Annotated in this window: 22 protein-coding genes; all 22 read left to right on the forward strand. The window is 44.8% G+C overall.

Going from position 1 to position 17,328, the window contains the following annotated elements:
- The first annotated feature begins 72 nt into the window (after positions 1 to 72).
- The 22 genes from ACNFN4_RS12965 (at position 73) to ACNFN4_RS13070 (ending at position 17,320) form a co-directional block, all read left to right on the forward strand.
- On the forward strand, positions 73 to 654 hold the full coding sequence (locus tag ACNFN4_RS12965; protein ID WP_202274327.1) for a DUF4355 domain-containing protein: 582 nt from the start codon (positions 73 to 75) through the stop codon (positions 652 to 654).
- 14 nt (positions 655 to 668) lie between these two features.
- Positions 669 to 1,586 carry a phage major capsid protein gene (locus ACNFN4_RS12970; protein ID WP_115996162.1) on the forward strand — a complete coding sequence of 306 codons (918 nt, stop codon included), beginning with the start codon at positions 669 to 671 and terminating at the stop codon, positions 1,584 to 1,586.
- A gap of 4 nt (positions 1,587 to 1,590) precedes the next feature.
- Positions 1,591 to 1,926, forward strand: a complete 336-nt coding sequence (locus tag ACNFN4_RS12975) for a hypothetical protein (RefSeq protein WP_115998546.1) — start codon at positions 1,591 to 1,593, stop codon at positions 1,924 to 1,926.
- A gap of 1 nt (position 1,927) precedes the next feature.
- On the forward strand, positions 1,928 to 2,200 hold the full coding sequence (locus ACNFN4_RS12980) for a hypothetical protein (RefSeq protein WP_014304502.1): 273 nt from the start codon (positions 1,928 to 1,930) through the stop codon (positions 2,198 to 2,200).
- Between the two features lie 8 nt (positions 2,201 to 2,208).
- Positions 2,209 to 2,517: a phage head-tail connector protein gene (locus tag ACNFN4_RS12985; RefSeq protein WP_003155853.1), complete on the forward strand. Its 309-nt coding sequence runs from the start codon at positions 2,209 to 2,211 to the stop codon at positions 2,515 to 2,517.
- Positions 2,514 to 2,852 (forward strand): phage head closure protein, encoded by a 339-nt coding sequence (locus tag ACNFN4_RS12990; RefSeq protein ID WP_003155851.1) that lies wholly within the window; start codon positions 2,514 to 2,516, stop codon positions 2,850 to 2,852. The genes ACNFN4_RS12985 and ACNFN4_RS12990 overlap by 4 nt, the downstream gene beginning before the upstream one ends.
- The gene (locus tag ACNFN4_RS12995; protein ID WP_266024811.1) at positions 2,845 to 3,261 is read left to right on the forward strand and encodes an HK97 gp10 family phage protein; all 417 of its coding nucleotides are present in this window, start codon (positions 2,845 to 2,847) and stop codon (positions 3,259 to 3,261) included. The genes ACNFN4_RS12990 and ACNFN4_RS12995 overlap by 8 nt, the downstream gene beginning before the upstream one ends.
- Positions 3,262 to 3,279: 18 nt before the next feature.
- A complete protein-coding gene (locus tag ACNFN4_RS13000; protein WP_053574172.1) occupies positions 3,280 to 3,678 on the forward strand; it encodes a DUF3168 domain-containing protein in 399 nt (132 codons plus the stop codon).
- Positions 3,679 to 3,691: 13 nt separating this feature from the next.
- Complete coding sequence (locus tag ACNFN4_RS13005) at positions 3,692 to 4,216, forward strand: phage major tail protein, TP901-1 family (RefSeq protein WP_017417511.1); 525 nt, start codon at positions 3,692 to 3,694, stop codon at positions 4,214 to 4,216.
- Positions 4,191 to 4,472: a fibronectin type III domain-containing protein gene (locus ACNFN4_RS13010; protein ID WP_031378544.1), complete on the forward strand. Its 282-nt coding sequence runs from the start codon at positions 4,191 to 4,193 to the stop codon at positions 4,470 to 4,472. The genes ACNFN4_RS13005 and ACNFN4_RS13010 overlap by 26 nt, the downstream gene beginning before the upstream one ends.
- On the forward strand, positions 4,441 to 4,728 hold the full coding sequence (locus ACNFN4_RS13015; RefSeq protein WP_223609737.1) for a fibronectin type III domain-containing protein: 288 nt from the start codon (positions 4,441 to 4,443) through the stop codon (positions 4,726 to 4,728). Before ACNFN4_RS13010 ends, ACNFN4_RS13015 begins: the two co-directional genes overlap by 32 nt.
- A gap of 57 nt (positions 4,729 to 4,785) precedes the next feature.
- A complete protein-coding gene (locus tag ACNFN4_RS13020; RefSeq protein ID WP_448200234.1) occupies positions 4,786 to 5,292 on the forward strand; it encodes a tail assembly chaperone in 507 nt (168 codons plus the stop codon).
- Positions 5,293 to 5,339: 47 nt separating this feature from the next.
- On the forward strand, positions 5,340 to 5,648 hold the full coding sequence (locus tag ACNFN4_RS13025) for a hypothetical protein (protein ID WP_041481949.1): 309 nt from the start codon (positions 5,340 to 5,342) through the stop codon (positions 5,646 to 5,648).
- Between the two features lie 4 nt (positions 5,649 to 5,652).
- The gene (locus ACNFN4_RS13030) at positions 5,653 to 10,797 is read left to right on the forward strand and encodes a hypothetical protein (RefSeq protein WP_448200235.1); all 5,145 of its coding nucleotides are present in this window, start codon (positions 5,653 to 5,655) and stop codon (positions 10,795 to 10,797) included.
- Positions 10,790 to 11,554 (forward strand): distal tail protein Dit, encoded by a 765-nt coding sequence (locus tag ACNFN4_RS13035; protein ID WP_448200236.1) that lies wholly within the window; start codon positions 10,790 to 10,792, stop codon positions 11,552 to 11,554. The genes ACNFN4_RS13030 and ACNFN4_RS13035 overlap by 8 nt, the downstream gene beginning before the upstream one ends.
- A gap of 12 nt (positions 11,555 to 11,566) precedes the next feature.
- Positions 11,567 to 14,761 (forward strand): phage tail spike protein, encoded by a 3,195-nt coding sequence (locus tag ACNFN4_RS13040; RefSeq protein WP_448200237.1) that lies wholly within the window; start codon positions 11,567 to 11,569, stop codon positions 14,759 to 14,761.
- A gap of 11 nt (positions 14,762 to 14,772) precedes the next feature.
- Positions 14,773 to 15,060, forward strand: coding sequence for a hypothetical protein (locus ACNFN4_RS13045; protein ID WP_007408580.1), 288 nt, complete (start codon positions 14,773 to 14,775; stop codon positions 15,058 to 15,060).
- A gap of 18 nt (positions 15,061 to 15,078) precedes the next feature.
- Positions 15,079 to 15,246, forward strand: a complete 168-nt coding sequence (locus ACNFN4_RS13050) for an XkdX family protein (protein ID WP_014471524.1) — start codon at positions 15,079 to 15,081, stop codon at positions 15,244 to 15,246.
- A gap of 13 nt (positions 15,247 to 15,259) precedes the next feature.
- The gene (locus ACNFN4_RS13055; RefSeq protein WP_202274251.1) at positions 15,260 to 15,481 is read left to right on the forward strand and encodes a hypothetical protein; all 222 of its coding nucleotides are present in this window, start codon (positions 15,260 to 15,262) and stop codon (positions 15,479 to 15,481) included.
- A gap of 113 nt (positions 15,482 to 15,594) precedes the next feature.
- The gene (locus ACNFN4_RS13060; protein WP_411859513.1) at positions 15,595 to 15,822 is read left to right on the forward strand and encodes a hemolysin XhlA family protein; all 228 of its coding nucleotides are present in this window, start codon (positions 15,595 to 15,597) and stop codon (positions 15,820 to 15,822) included.
- A gap of 15 nt (positions 15,823 to 15,837) precedes the next feature.
- The gene (locus ACNFN4_RS13065; RefSeq protein WP_095315831.1) at positions 15,838 to 16,101 is read left to right on the forward strand and encodes a phage holin; all 264 of its coding nucleotides are present in this window, start codon (positions 15,838 to 15,840) and stop codon (positions 16,099 to 16,101) included.
- Between the two features lie 55 nt (positions 16,102 to 16,156).
- A complete protein-coding gene (locus ACNFN4_RS13070; RefSeq protein ID WP_205161047.1) occupies positions 16,157 to 17,320 on the forward strand; it encodes an N-acetylmuramoyl-L-alanine amidase in 1,164 nt (387 codons plus the stop codon).
- Positions 17,321 to 17,328: the final 8 nt, after the last annotated feature.

The following is a 17,328-nucleotide window of genomic DNA, read 5'->3' on the forward strand; positions in this document are numbered from 1 at the left end:
ACGTTAAAAGGCTTATTTTTCATGCACTCATAACAGGCGCGCACTGTAGAGGGCAAAGGAGGAAGAAGCGTAATGCCAACATTAGAAGATGTGAAAAAATTTCTTGAAGAAAATAAAGAAAACGAAGAAGTACAGTCGTATCTGAATGAACTTTCTGCCGTGTCTGCTGACAAGGTGAATGGGTTTTTAGATACAGAAGAAGGAAAACGTCTCATTCAGCCTCGGTTGGATTCTCACTTTACAAAAGGTCTTGATACGTGGAAGGCGAACAACCTCGATGCTCTGGTTGATGCAAAGGTAAAAGAGCTTTATCCGGAAGAAACAGAAGAGCAAAAGCGGATCAGGAAGCTCGAAAAGGAGCTGGAAGATCAAAAGACAGCGGCACAACGTGAAAAGCTTTTAAACAAGGCTGTTTCTTATGCTTCTGAAAAGCAACTGCCGGCAGATGTAGTGGAATTCTTTATCGGTGAGGATGAAGAATCAACGATGAAGAACCTCGGAGCATTCGAAGAGAAGTACAATGCTGCACTTCAAAAGGCTATTGAATCCAAGTTTCAAGAGAATGGCCGTGATGTCCAGTCCGGCAGCAATGAACCGACAAATCAAGATTTAGACATCAGCTCGCTTGCAGCTGAAGCAAGTATTAGAAAATAAGGAGGACTATTAATATGCCGACATTCGATCCAAACAATGTATTATTGCAAGACGCAGTAAACGGGAAGGTTCCAACTGAACAAGGAACGCTAGTTTTAAAGGAGTTTATGACGCAATCAGCTGTAACGAAACTGGCAAAATTTGAAGAAATGAATAAGCCGGAAAAAGAATTCACGTACTTAGCTTCTGGACCCGGGGCTTACTGGGTTGGAGAAGGAGAGAGAATCCAAACGTCTAAGGCTGAATGGCTAACAGCAAAAATGACTTCAAAGAAAATAGGTGTAATCATTCCGGTGTCTAAGGAATTTTTGCGTTACACTATCGCTGATTTCTTCACACAAATGCGCCCTTCAATCGCTGAAGCCTTTGCGATTAAATTCGATCAGGCTGCGTTATTCGGTATTAACTCACCATTTGGTAAAGGCGTATCCGTATTTGAAAAGATTCAAAAGTCTGGCAATACTATTGCCTTGAATTCATTGGGAAACCTATATGACGAACTAAACGGGTTAATGGCGCTTGTTGAGGATGCTGATAAGGATGTGAACGGTTTTACAACAACACGCCGATTCCGTCAGAAACTTCGTGGTACTAAGGACGGTAACGGGCTTCCGATCTTCAACGATGCGACAGGCGGTGCCACACAACAAGCCCTTGGCCTTCCGATCGGATATGTGGATTCTAAGTCATGGGATTACGAAAAAGCGGCATTACTTGCGGCTGACTGGAATTACACTCGTTTTGGTATCCCTCAGGGTATGGAATACAAAATCTCCGAGGATGCGACATTAACAACGGCGAAAGGCGAAGACGGCGCAGAAATCAACCTATTTGAGCGTGATATGGTTGCTCTTCGTGTGACTCAGCAAGTCGGATTCATGACACTGACCGATGATGCTTTTGCTGCTATTACACCAGCAACGGAGGCGTAAGTTTATGGGATACACATCTAAAAACTATAAAACTAATAACGGCGACAAATTGGTGATCGGCGGCGAGCTTGAAATAAAAGAGGGCGCGAAGGTGACCGGGTTATCGGGGTCTGCGCCTGCTCCTAAAACTATCACTTCGGAAATGATCGGCGACGGAGAAGTGAAAAACATCAATATCGGTGATGGTTCTGTCCAAAATCGTAACATCGGCACTGGTAGTGTACAAAATGCCAACATCGGTGCCAAGGCAGTTACTTTAGCTAAACTCGGTGACGATGTGACAGCCAAACTATCTGATTTAGAGAATCGGATAAAAGCACTGGAAGGAGGCGGCGCGTGATATGAAAGCATCTAACGGTTCCAAAACCATTGAATGCACTGAAAAGGCTTTTGAGGTGGTTTATTCTCACATTGGTTTTAAGAGAGTGGATGAGGCCAAACAATCTAAAGAGCTGAATGAACGGCCGGGTACAAACCTTCTTGATATGACTGAAGAGCAATTGAAAAAGGTGAATAAGGATGAAATCGTTGCCTTTCTGAAGGAGAACGAATATGAATTTGATCCCAAAGCGCCTAAAGAGGAACTGATCAAAATTGTTCTCGGTGAAGTGTAGGTGATTCTATGGATGTTCAAACCGTAAAAAATATGCTTGGCATAAAAACAGACAGCCACGATACCTATCTGGCCGAGGTCCTACCTCTGTTCATAGATCAAGCGAAAGACTGGTGCAACAACTCATTCATGGTCAATGGAGATGAGAAATTACCAGCAGGGGTAAAGCTGTATGTCGCGAAAGCGATCGAGCATAACATGACTCCGTCCAATCTTTCCGGCCGAAGTATGGGAGATGTCTCATATTCTTATGAAACAGATCTGCCAAGCAGCATTACGAAGCTTCTTGCTCCATACAGAAAGCTGAGAGTCATATGATCTATGAAGAATTCCCGCACGTCATAACGTTTCAACGGTTGGAAGAGGTGCCGGACGGCGGCGGGGGCTATGTTGAAAAATTCACTGATTATCTCACAACAGAGGCCTTTGTCGGTGGGATTACGTCCCGGGAATATTATCAGGCTCAGCAACTTCAGAACCCGGTTGATTGCAATGTATATTTCCCGTATCGCCATGATATTGAGAAGACAATGCGGATCATCTACGAAAACAAGGTGCTGACTTTCAAATCAGATCCGATCGACCAGGGCGGCATGCATGAGATTATGAATTTGAAATGTCAGGTTACGGGGGTGCTTAAGGGCAATGGCTGAGGTGAGCGGTAGATGGGTCAGGCAGATGCAAAGAGCCACAAGCGAGTTCGGAAACCGGGTCATAGATGATATTAAGCAACTGGTCACAGACACGGCCGAGCTGATTTACGGCCATGCTGTTCTGAATGCACCGACCGCCGCAATAGATGGGGGGAACCTGAAAAATTCAATTGAAATCGACTACCAAGAGGGCGGCTTACGGGCCGTTATTTCTGTTGGTGCCGATTATGCCGTATATGTGGAATACGGAACAGGGATTTACGCAGAGGAAGGCGGCGGCCGGCAAACGCCGTGGGTTTATTATGACACCAAGCTTAATAGATGGGTGGTCACCCGGGGAATGCGGGCGCAGCCGTTCTGGAATCCAGCGGTGGACGAAGGCATGCGGTATTTTGCCAGTCAAATGTGATAGAAAGGAGCTGTCATCATGCGATCTGCCCTGTGGCCGTTGCAGGCTGCTCTATTTAAGAGGTTATCAACAGACGAAGAGCTGAACGGGCGCGTCACGGGCGTCTTTGATGCAGTCCCGAAAGATCAGCAAAAACCTTATGTGACAATGGGCGATGATGATGTATCCCCATTTAAAACCAAGACATCCAGCGGTGAAGAAATCAATGTGGTTTTACACTGCTGGTCAGGTTACAACGGAAAAAAAGAAGCGATGGAGATTCTGAGTCTCATGCTTCAAGCGTTAACAAGCAGGCCCCTAACAGTAGAGGGCTTTTCTTTATGCCGTTCTGAGATGCGCAGCATGCAGGTGATCACCGATATTGACGGGTACACGCGTCACGGCATTCTCAGAATGCGCTTCACAATAAACAATTGAAAGGATGAACAAAATGGCAGATTTATTGAATGGTATTGATGAGGTTTACTTTGTTCAACCGATGAATGCTACTTCAACTGAAGGTCTGTTTATCGCATTCCAAACAGAAGGCAGTCATACGAAAGAACAAGATACAAAAGATGAATCAACAAAGTCTGGCCGAATTGTTGGGTACGGCCCTAAATCTGAGAGCATCGAACTGACATATTATGCTGCTGTCTCTGATCCGGGTCAAACGGCGATTGAAGATGCTTATGACAACGAAGAGACAGTTCAGGTATGGAAAGTAAACCTGAATAAAAACAAAAACGATAAGCATGATTCTGAATATGGACATGCAATCATCGAGAACTTAGAGAAAAGTGCACCGCAAGATGGGTTTATTGAGGTTTCAACAACATTGCCTGTTCTCGGTAAGACCCGTAAAGGTGAACTTGATCCTCTGCCTCAAGAATTAATTGACGAGATCAGATCTTCTGCGGGTGCCAAAGAGTTCATGCAGTTTGGCGAGAATGCCAAAAAAACAACTACGCCCTAAGGCGCCCCAAAATCTATCGTTCACGGCTACGGCTGACAGCGTGACCGTGAAATGGGATGCGGTAGATGGGGCAACTTCATATAAGGTATATAGGGGAGCGAGCAAGCAGCTGGACGCAACTGTCACAGGCACATCCCACACCTTGACAGGAATTGCGGCCGACACGAAACTGACGGTCAACGTCTCTGCTGTGAACGATGCGGGCGAGTCCTCAATGACCGAGATTGTTACGCAAACACAAGCGGTTACGCCCTAACGTACCCCGCAATATAACTGCGAAAAGCGCCACTTCAAATCAGGTGAGTTTTTCATGGGATGCGGTGAAAGGGGCGACATCTTACAACATTTACAGATTTTATGCAAAAATAGCGACTGTCTCAAAGAATTCGTACACGTCGAATCCTAACCTGAAGCCGGATACCGCCTACATTTTTAACGTGTCGGCAGTGAACTCGGCCGGGGAATCGGAACGATCGGCCAATTTTACGATACGAACAGAAAAGGAATTATAGGGTCCGGGCTTCCCGGGCTCTTTTTTTAACATACAACAATAATCGGAGGTTTTATAAATGGCTTACTTAACTATCGGAGATAAAGAATACAAATCACGCTGCGACTTTGCTTTTGACAGATTGGCAAACGAAAAATATTCCACTGCGGACGAAAAGGGCAAAGGCGGCACAATGAATATTTACATGAGCCTGCTCAACGAAGAGGCTTCCTATCTTTCTGCTTTTTGGGATTGTGCACTCGCTTACTTGAAGAAAGAAAAGCCATCAACTGAGGCTATTGAAGAAGCAATCATGAAAATCATTGATGAAGACGAGACAGGCGACGCAATTGACAAGATGATCAATGAAGCATTCACAACACTGGATTCAGCGGGTTTTTTCAAAGGCGTAATCCGTCAGCGTTGGAAGATGATGGAGAAGATGAACAAAGGGAAGAAACCGGCTCCGAACGAAACACCGGAAATGGAAGCGAAACGGCTGGAGGACGAAGAGAACGGCAAGGAAGTCTTGAAGATGATGAAAGAGGCATACAAAGAGAGAACGGGATCGACTATGACCAAATAATTACGAATTCCGCACATTGGCTCGGGGTTTATGATGTGGATTTAATCATGTCATGGACTCCTAATGAATACAAGCTTCTGCTCAAAGGGGCCAAATTGCGAAAAATAGATGAATTGGAGCTTATGGCAAAAAATGCCATGTTTCACCGTTATGCCATGAATGAGAAGCGCCCCAAAGAAAAGAAGATGTATGATGCGGATAAGGCCAGACGTCAATTGGAGCGCAATATCACTGGCGATAACGACAAATGGCGCAAGTCAGATGTAAACGAGCTCGGCAAACGAGCCAAAGGGGTTCAGCGGTTTAATGATGCAATCCGCAACCACTTTGCAAAATTCGGCCAAGGAATGGGGTGAGGGAATGATCGAAAGACTGACAGCAATAGTTGAAGCACAGACAAGAAAATTTAATCGCAGTATGGATCGTGTCAACGATATAATGCGCCGGATGGCTGATCATCACACAGTCGAGGTTGACGCCGAGATTTCCAGCTTTCAGGCAAGAGTACGGCAGGCGGCGCAACAAATAGATAACTTTGTTCATCGACATCAACGCACGCGAGTCGATTTAGATGCGGATTCAGACCCTTTAACTCGGGCCATCAATTGGGCGAAGCAAAGATTAAGACAGATTCCCCAAACTTTCACCACGCAATTAATGGGGAATGTGCGGCCGTTATCTTCCGCATTGGCACGCGCTAAAGCCGGGCTATCGGCGGTGGCGAACAGAATCACAACGACGATAGATGGAAATCCCACTCCTTTAGGGCGTGCTGTCGCTGTTGCGCGGTCAGCCATAGCATCAGTATCTCATAACGTAACTACCACTTTTAATGCGGCCACGTCGCCTATCATGCGCGGGGTTTCGGCAGTCCGTTCAGCTTTGGCTTCACTGCCAAACAGAATTACCACGGTCATAAACGGAAACACGGCTGCACTTATGCGCTCTGTGGCAACGGCTCGCGCTGCTCTGGCGTCCTTACCGAGAAGAGTATGGATAAGTATAGAGGCTCGAATTGATCGGTTTGAAACGTCAATGAACAGACTTGCCAAGATCACAAACTCAGTTTCAACAGTCATCGGTCATTCAATTGCCGGGGCACTAACGTCCCTACTCCCTGCAATCTCGCCAGCCCTTGCAAGTATTGTCGGGGTAATCGGCTCATTGGGTCCTATGCTCGGGGTGGCAGCCGGCGGAGTAATGGGGTTAACCAGTGCATTTGCAACAGCGGGAACAGGCGCGGCGGCATTCGGCGCCCTTGCTATTACTTCGATAAGCGGTGTATTCAAAGCATCCGAAGACCTTTCCAAGCTGCAGGAGAAGCTGGACAATGCAACAAGCGCAAAAGAGCGCGCTAAGATCATGAAACAGATCAATAATCTGCAAAAATCTCTTGGAAAAGAAGAGAGAGAGGCATTAAAGAACCTCGAAGACTTTAAAGACAACTGGCGGGACATCGGTACGATGGTTCAAAAGCCGATCTTGAAAACATTCGGTATGTCTCTAAATACGTTTAAACTCGCTCTCAACTCACTCATTCCAATGTTTGACGGACTGGCGAAAGAGGGCGTGGGACTGGCGAAAAGCATGGACAAAGCTTTTAAAGCTCCGGACATGCAGAGATTCATTTCCTATCTGAACAAAGAAGCTCCGAAGGCGTTTGCTTCATTCGGCCGATCTGCCGGGAATGTCTTACGGACAGTTTTTAATCTGATCGTAGCATTCGGACCGACCGGAAAGAGCATGACAAAATCCATCGAAGGAATGACCCAATCATGGGTGAAATGGTCAGCGAACTTGGGTTCTTCAAAGAAATTTCAGGCTTTCGTGGAGTATACAAAAACCAACGGCCCGAAACTGCTACAGATCATCAGAAACTTTTCGGGCGGCCTGACAAAGCTGTTTACTGGATTCGCTCCTATGTCTCAAGACATGATGACATCACTCGTAGATCTGACCAAGCGGTTCAATGAGTGGGCAGGCAGCGTTACGAAAACAAAAGAATTTCAATCGTTCATTGACTATATCAAAACCAACGGCCCTACAGTATGGAGCACATTGGGGCAGATCGCGAAGACTATCATCAACTTGCTTGTTGGCATGGCTCCACTCGGTAAAACGATTTTGGAGAATGTAAACGGGTTTTTGAAATTTACTAATGCTGCGATGGAGGCAAACCCGGCAATCGGGAAATTTATAGCAGCTGGTATTTCATTAATTGGTGCTTTAAGAGCTATTGTTCCAGCGATAGTAGCGGTCAGTGCTGTCACAAATGGGCTTAAAGATTTTATGACTGCAGCTCAATATTTGCGGAGCTTTGGTTCGGCGGTTTCAGGGATCAGAACTGTGGGATTGATTACCCAATTAAAATCAGCAATTGTCACGATGGGTCAATTCATTGCGAAGTATACAGCGATGGCAGCAAGCGCAACAGCTAATGCTGTGAAAATGGCGGCATCGTGGACAGCCATGAAAATATCAGCGTTTGTTTCTGCTCTGAAGCGCGGCATTGTTCAAATGGGTTTATGGATCAAGAATATGACTGTAATGGCTGCTCAATCAATCGCAAGTGCTGTCCGTACAGCAACCGCATGGACAGCAATGAAGATCACCTCTTTTATCACAATGCTGACAAACGGGATTAAGCAGATGGGTCTTTTCATTGCCAAAATGACCGTGCTCGCAGCGCAATCCATAGCACAGGCAACCCGCATGGCAGCGGCTTGGACGGCGGCGCAGATCAGCAATTTTATATCTTTGTTGGTTGCAGGCGGTAAGCAAATGGTTTTATTCGGCCGGCAACTCGTCGTGCTTGCGGCACAAGCGGCAGCGCAGGCGGCACGTATGGCGGCATCATGGGTCATCGCAATGGGGCCTATCGGATGGATTACGGCGGCTGTCATCGGTCTGGTAGCCTTGATCATTGCGAATTGGGACACGGTAAAATCGGCTACAATTGCGGCATGGGGGGCTATTTCCAGTTGGTTGTCTACTGTCTGGACAGGTATAAAGACGATAGCAACATCAACATGGAACGGAATAAAGTCGTTCTTCTCTACTGTTTGGAATGGAATTGTATCGGCAGCTAAAAGCATTTGGAACGGCCTGAAAACATTCTTTTCATCACTCTGGAATGGGATGAAAACCGCGTTCACAACGGTTTGGAACGGCATTAAGTCATTCGCCACTTCAACTTGGAAAGGCATTGTGTCAGTCGGGAAGTCTGTCTGGAATGGTTTGAAAACGTTCTTTTCATCTGTTTGGAATGGAATGAAAACAGCATTCACAAGCATTTGGAACGGTATCAAAACAATTGCTACTTCGATCTGGAAGGGCGTTGTATCAGTTGGAAAATCAATCTGGAATGGATTGAAAACATTCTTCACCAGTTGGCTAAATACGCAAAAGAAAATCTTCAGCACTGTTTGGAATGCGATAAAAACTGTTGTTACCACAGTATGGAAAGCTGTATCTTCTACTGCCAAGAGCATTTGGAATGGATTGAAGTCATTTTTTAGCGGCATGCTGAATGGCACCAAAAGTGTTTTCACAAGCGTGTGGAACGCCGTTAAAGGTTTTGTGACAGGGCTCTGGAAAGGGCTCGTGAGTACAGCTAAAAGCCTATTCAATAGTATGAAAAATGCTATTTCCGGCATAATGAAATCAGCAAAATCAACAATTACAAGCATATGGAACGGTGTCATGAAGTTTTTCCGCGGCATTAACTTGTGGCAGATCGGTAAGAACATCATCCAAGGCTTAATAAAAGGTATCAGCGGCATGGCGGGAGCATTAGCGAGCAAAGTAAAATCAATGGCAAATGCTATTCCCAACGGCATGAAAAAACTTCTGGGAATCCATTCTCCGTCAAGGGTAATGCGTGACCAGGTCGGTTATCACGTCGGCACCGGTATGGCGGCTGGTATTGATAAATCACAGGCCAAAGTAAAAGCGGCCGCGGCAAAAGCAGCAAAAGCAGCTCAGAAGGCGGCTGAGGTAAAGGTATCCAACAAAATTAAGAACGCTGAAGTGAAGTATGACACCAAGAAAATGGGCGCCGATACGTATATCAAAACATTGCAGAAGATTCAGAAGCAAAACAAGCTGACCAGTGAGCAAAACCGAAAAATCCAGCGCGAGATATATCAGGCATCCAAAAGCGCCTCTGATAAACAGAAGAAGCTACTGAAAGATCAGCAGCGCAAGGAAGCGAAGGCGAAACTGGCGTATACCAAGAAAGTATCAGATCAGATTAAGAAAGCTGAGGCAAAATACGATACAGGAAAAATCAGCGGGAATACCTATATCAAAACGCTTGAGAAAATCAAGAAGAAGAACAAGCTGAATTCTGACCAGCAAATAAAGGTTCAACGGGAAATCTATCAGACTCAAAAAGCGATGTCTGATAAGGCCAGAAAGCAGAAGGAAGCCGAAAAGAAAGCGGCTGACAAACTTAACAAGGGCATTCTTTCTGCAAACAATACTTATCTCTCAAAATTCAAAAGTGTGAATGATAAACTGACTGCCGATATTAAGGCGGCCAACGATGCCTATAAAAAGGAGCTGCAAGACCGAACTGACGCGATTTATAACGCCATCGGTCTATTTGACGATGTCTCCAGTCAAAAAGTGAACGGCTCCAAGCTGACTGCAAATCTTAAAAAGCAGCTGGACAAGATCAAAACGTTCAACACTGACATTACAAAAATAGCAAGCCGGGCACCCAAGGCATTCACAGACGAATTGAAAGAAATGGGTATCGGGTCAGCTGATCAGATTAATGCGATTTCACGCATGACAGATTCCGAGTTAAATGAGTATGTCAAGCTGTGGCAGGAAAAGCATAAGCTGGCGAGCACTCAGGCGGAACAAGAATTAACCGGACTGAAGAACGAGACAACCAAGAAAATAGTTGAATTACGATCTGCCGCAAATAAAGAACTGGCACTTTTGAAAAATGACTATCTCCGCAAAATTGGGGAGCTTACAGTGGATGTAAAACAGCTTGGTTCTCTCAAGAAAAGCGGAAAAGCCATCGGTTCAAATACAATGGCTGGCATTATTTCTGGAATGAAGAATATGCAAGGCGAGCTGGCGAAAGAAGCAAATTCCATCGCCTCGACAATTGAGAAAACGATTAAGAAAAAATTAAAAATCCACTCCCCATCCAGATTGATGCGGGATCAGGTCGGGATCATGGTTCCTGCCGGTATCGCTGTTGGGATTCAGAATGGTATCGGCACTGTTCAGAAAGCTATGGGCGCCGTCAGTAATGCCATGACTATTCAGCAGGAGGATCTGAATTTTGCATATGACACATCCATTTCTAGCAGCGAACTCGGCACGGTTAGAAAAGAATTGAGCGCGGACATCCGGAACCTTGAATTGCCTGACAGAATGATTGTTATTGAGATGGACAGCAAGAAGGTCGGTCAAGGAGTAGAAAAGCCTGTCACAAACGCACAAAAAAGGTCAAACGCAAGGAGGGTGAGATTCAATGATTAATTATCAGGAACTGCTGCCTAACCAATGGAAAATCACGTTTGACGGCATTGATATATCACCCTTCTTTTATGTAAAGTCGACGGGCGGCCGAGGCGTGACAGGGAGGGAAGTGAATACAGCCACTATTGGAAATCGTCCGGGAGGTTTCCTGCGGGACACAAGAATTCCTGTAAGAGTCATAACCGTTGAGGTTCTTTTTGCCTTCCGTAGTGAAGAAGAGCTGAAGAAAAAGCAGGAGGAACTGACTTTTATTCTGCACACTGAAGAGCCTAAGCCGTTAATTTTTAACGATGAGCCTGACAGAGTCTATAATGCTGTCTTTGAAAGCATTTCAGAAGGCGAAGAACAGGGAGGCTTTCAAACTGCAACATTGACTTTTATCTGTCCCGATCCAAAAAAATACGGCCCGGCGAAGGATTTTGAAATTAATTCAGGTGTTCAAACTATTACTAATCCGGGCTATGCAGCCGCAGACCCAACAATCGAATGCGTTTTTGAAGAGAAAGCCACTTCATATGAGGTGGCTCTTCTTAATGCTGATGGGTCTGTATCGAAAACGATCAAGCTGCTGTACGATTTCATCGCTGGTGACACTCTTGTAATTGATTCAGCAAAAAGAAAGGTCACTTGCAGCGGTAATTTAATCATGACAGCACTTCAAATTCAATCAGATTGGTTTCTGCTGCCGCCCAGGACGCCAGTTAAAATCAAGTTCAGTCATAAGAGCAGCATCAAATTTAATGAGGCATATTTGTAAGGAGGTCCGGTCATGGCTGACATTTATATACTTTCACCAGATGATAAATTATTGACAGTGCTGTCCAGCCACGGACGAGAAACCTGTACGTTTTGGGATGCTAAATACAAGGAAGAGCTCAACAAGGGCTCTTCTTTTTCTTTTGTAGCCGATGCCTCTCACCCTGACGCACGCTTCCTATTCGAAGAGAATCAAGTGGTGTTCAGGGATAAGGACGGTGTACTGCGTCTGTTTGTAATCAAGGAATTGGATGATGCAGACGAAGAAGGAGAGGTTAACACTCAGGTTACCTGTGAAGCTGCCATGATGGAGCTTGCTGAAACCTTTGTAAAAGATTTCCGTCCTACCAATAAAACTGCACAGTTTGTACTGGATAACGTTCTTTCTCGATCAAGATGGGTGGCGGAAGTAACGGCGGAGCTTGGAGTGAATACGACTACCTTCTATAAAAAAACAGCATTGGATTGTATCGCAGATGTGATCAATATATGGGGCGGAGAGCTTCAGGACACTATAGAATTTGATGGAAATCAGGTCGTCAAACGAATCATAAAAATACTTCCCCGTCGCGGTAAAGATGGCGGGAAGCGCTTTGAGAGTGATAAGGATACAACGAATATCCGGCGGACCGTTATCAGTTACCCGGTGACAGCCCTTTGGGGTTACGGGGCATCCATAGCATCTACGGATGAGGAAGGAGAGGAAACGGGCGGCTATTCCCGTTTTATTGATTTCTCTGAAGTAGAATGGAAAAAATCAAAAGGCGACCCGGTCGATAAGCCTTTAGGCCAGGAATGGGTTGGCGATCCGGACTTATTAGAACGATTGGGGCGCCTTAAAGATGGAAAGTTGATCCATCGGGAAGGCCAGTTCAATAATGAAGACATAACGGAGCCGGAAGAGCTCTTAAAGGCCACATATAATCATTTGATTACGACTGCATGCAAGACAGAAATCAATTATGAGCTGTCCGTGCAACTGCTTGAGAGCGTTCCGGGACACGAACACGAACATGTGGAATTGGGAGATACAACGATCGCAATTGATCGAAACTTCGCTATCCCAATTGAGACATCGCAGCGCGTTATTTCAATGGAATACGATATTACCGACCCTGAAAATACTTGCGTCGTTGAGATCGGACAATTCTTATCAGCATTACAAAAAGACGGCCGGATTGATCAAATTGAAAGCGTAATTGAAAAAAACCGCGGTACTTGGGAGAGCAAACCGGATGCTGGTGAAGTTACGGATGGCAGCTTCCCTGACAAAGCCCCGCCTGTTCCGTCGAATGTAGTGATCAAGCCAATGTTTCAGAATGTGGCCCTGACATGGGATTATGATCCGTCCAGTTATATTGCAGCCTATGAGGTATATGCTTCACAAGTAAATGGATTCACTCCATTAAAAGAGAATCGTATTTTCAGAGGCAAAACAGGCGGATATGAGCATTTTACGGGAGTAAATGAAGTTTGGTATTATCGCTTACGCTCAATCAACACACGGGGCACTGCGAGCGAATTCACGGATCAGTTTTCCGCGACCACTCAGCGCATTCTGACTGATGACATTGTTTTCGGAGCGATCACAAAGGAAAAACTGGCCGAGCTGGCCGTTGACGCAGATAAGCTTTCCAGAAACTTTGATGATGCCAATATTTTGCCGGGTTCATTGTTGGATAGCAACTGGTGGTATGCCTATTCAGGCGCCAAGTACACGATAGACAAAAAAGAATTCAATGAAATGACAATTTCTCAGGATGGCACCAAGGCTTTTGGTGTTTGTCAACTCTCTGTAAAACAGACGATGGCGCTTGTGAAAGATCAAGTATATACTTTGTCTTTTGAAGTGAAACGAAATAATACAACAGATATATCTTGGAATCATCTAAAAAAAGGCAGCACATTCATTTCATTGGATGCAAGCGGGCTCACTGACATAAGCAATTACCCGGCTGATGAATTCGTGAGAGTGAATATTCAATTCACGGCACCAGAAACCGGTAATAATTACACAATTGGTTTGGGCGGCCGTGGTTCGGATGATAACAGTAATTGCAGTTATGTCGTAAGAAAAATTCAAGTCAGAAAAGGAGCGGTAATTAAAGAATATGGCTACAGTCCCTATGACGTAGCCCTGGTTGATGGGGTCATCACGAATAACTATCTCGCAAACCTTGCGGTCGGTTCCGCCAATATTCAATCAGCCGCAATAACATCAGCGAAAATTGCAGACGCGGCGGTAGGATCTGCTGCTATCGCGAACGCCGCAATTAAAAAGGCGCATCTCGGAACGGCCATAATTGACACTGCGCATATCGTTGACGGCGCAATTACAAACGCAAAAATCGCCAATTTGTCTGCTGATAAAATAAATGCCGGCACGATCAAGGGGATCACGATAGAAGGTTCTTTGATAAAAGGAGCCCGGTTTGAGCCAATCTCAAACTCGGATTCACTAACTGCCTATATTGAAGCGGGTACAATATATCAAAGAAAAAGAGCAAATTGGTTAGAATATGATGTTTTAGAATTGACTGCTTCATCATTCTCACAAAGAAGGCAATCTGAAGATAAAAGCGGTAATGTTGAATATGATATAAACCGTGTGTTAATCGAGAATGGCACAATTACGATAGACGGAGGCAAAACATTTCCGGAAGAAACTTATACTTCGGCCCTGAAAATCTATTCACAAAATCAAATTGATACTCGTGATTCAGCTGGCACATATTTTGATTTTTCGCTGAACAATGAGGTTGTTATGCAGTTGAAAAACACTGTAAATTACGACGGCTTAGTTGGAGATAGATATGAAGCGGTTTTGGAGCACAAAAAATCAAGATTTGTGATAAGAAATAAAGACAGTGGGTGGGAATTCTTGCAGGTTATGAGCCCTTTCGCAAGTAAAGGAGGCTCTTTTGGTCCAGTTAGATATCGAATTAATGAAAGCGGCGATGTAATGTTGCGGGGCTTTTTGAGGAAAATGGGTGCTGGGGAACTGCGTGATTATGTAATTTGCAGTTTGCCTGAAGAAGTTGCACCGGAGTATCAGCAGATCTTTCCTGCTTACGTTTGGAACGGAACCGGAAAGGAACGTTTTACTGTGTATCCGAGCGGCGATATAAAGCTATTTTATGGACCGACTGACGGGCGAGAATATGAAGTGTCAATTAGCAACATTCATTTTAGACCAAAAGATAAATAGGTGGGATTGCCATGAAAACTTTTTTAGGAGTTGATAAAGAAGGTTTTGTAAACGGTGTGTTTTATCAGAATTCTGAAGATCGTGAGCCGCCTGAAGGTTTTTATGAAGCTCCGGCCGAACAGTTTTTTATGGTTAAAAGAGATTTTGAAAATAACTGCTGGACTGAGGGCTTATCAACGGAAGATATTGAACGTATTAAAGAAGAAAGCGAAGGTTCACAAACTGATGAAGAGGAAAATTTGAAAGCCAGAACTCTTGATCTTCAGCGTGTTTGCAATCTCTTAATGAACCAATCATAAGAAGCGGAGGAAATTTCATTGGAGAATCGAAGCGTTCTCTTCGGTTTTTTTGAAGACTGCTGGAAAAATGGAACTGTTTTGACCGTTGAAATGAGAAAAGCCGTTGAGAAAGGCCGCATCACTCAAGCGGAATATGATGAAATTACAGCAAAAGAGCGCGGTAATGCGTATCCAGATCAAGAATAGGGAGGGGAACAGGATGCAAGAAATGACAAAAGAGCAGCTTCAGGAACAGCTACAGATTGAAATCTATAAATCCATTTCGCTACAGGAAGAATTGAATCAAAAGAATAAGGAGCGCGCCGAATACAAGGCTTTATATACATTTGCGCAAAAGAAGCGCGAGGAACTTCAAGAACAATTAAATGCTGCACTGTCAGCGAAAGAAAATAAAAGTGAACCAGCACCTGTAACTGAATAGGTGTTTTTATTTTGCCTCGAAGGAGGTGAAGCGTATGAGATAGATAAAAGGGGGGCGTACTAATGTCAGAAGTGACGGAGGTACCAGATGTGCATGCATTACAAAAAGAGATAATGGAAATGAAGGCAGGTCAGAGATCAATCGAACAGCGTGTAAATGTTCTTGAGCGCGTTTCCGACAGGCAAGACCAGCAGATCATGACATTAAACGAAAAACTCAACAAGATCGAAGAGAACACAACTTGGATCAAGCGCACAATCACTGGCGCTATCATTACAGCGGTATGCACTGGCATCATCGGCGGCGCAATCGCTATTTTTTATACTGTTTTGCAAAAATAAGGAGGAGTACACAAAATGAAAAAATTTGACAAAGGCACGGTCGTCCGGACGGTGCTTCTTTTAATTGCGCTTATCAACCAAACTATGCTGATGTTTGGCAAATCATCTTTGGATATTACAGAGGGTCAGGTGAATCAGCTTGCTGATGCCCTGTATACTGCCGGCTCTGTAATCTTTACTATCAGCACTACGCTTGTAGCATGGTTTAAAAACAACTATGTGACTGAAAAAGGCCATAAGCAAAAAGCCGTTTTAAAACAGCATGATTTAACCAAGTAAGGGCTGCCGTTCGGCGGCCTTTTTATATTTCAAAACAGAATAGGAGAGATTTTTTATGTCAGCATTTAAAAACCAATATATTGATATTAATAAATGGACGCGGCCGGGAATCAAAAACAACGGCGTGAAGAAACTTGTGGTGCATTACACGGCCAACCCCGGCGCGCCTGCTGCCAATCATTATAGATACTTTGGTCAAACGCTCCCCGCACAGAACAGAAATCTATCTGAGAAAAAACAGACGTTTGCATCGGCCCACATCTTTGTCGATCGTACAGAGGCTATTTGCATCATTCCGTTGAATGAGGTGGCCTATCATGCGAATGACGTTCAGCAATTCGTCAACGGACAGCCTTACCGGGGCGTCGCTGCACTGAAACCGAATGCGAATTTCTTATCTATAGGCGTGGAGCTTTGCATTGAAAAGAACGGCACTTTCCATCCTGATACCATTGCCCGCGCAGAACAAGTTTGTGCCGAGCTGTGCAAAATGTATAAACTTGATCCGATCAATGACATCGTGCGGCACTATGACATTACACACAAAATCTGTCCGGCCCCATGGGTAAGCAGATCCCAAGGGTTTACTGATTTCAAGAATGGAGTAAAAGCGCGATTAGGTGGGGTAGTAATTAACAAACCAACTAACAACAAATCGAAAACCAACACCGATTCGAATAAAGGCCGTTTTATCAAAAACACGGTGGTTTCAAGTGACGGCCTTGTTTTACGTACGCAACGGAACGCCTCTTCTTCCATGGTGCTTAACCTGCCGAATGGTACGGTTGTAAAATATCAGCTTGGATCAACTGTCAACGGATGGGGATATGTTGAATACACCAATTCAAAAGGCCAGACATTCCACGGGTATGTGAATGTCTCCTATATCAAAAGTGATAACGAGCTGAAAAGCGGCGGCAAGAAGAAGGTAACAGCCTCAAAGCCTAAAAACACTCAGAAATCAAAATTCAGCCTGCCTGCGGGTACTTTTAAAGTCACAAGCCCATTGACCCGAGGAGAGGCCGTAAAACAGATTCAAACGGCGCTGGCGGCTCTTCATTATTATCCCGATAAGAGCGCAAAGAACTTCGGAATTGATGGCGCATATGGCCCGAAAACAGCAAACGCGGTCAAACGATTTCAATCTATGTACGGGTTAACTGCTGACGGCATCTATGGGCCGAAGACCAAAGTGAAGATCGAAGCGCTTTTGAAATGAAAATGAGC

This window comes from Bacillus sp. N1(2025), assembly GCF_053470005.1.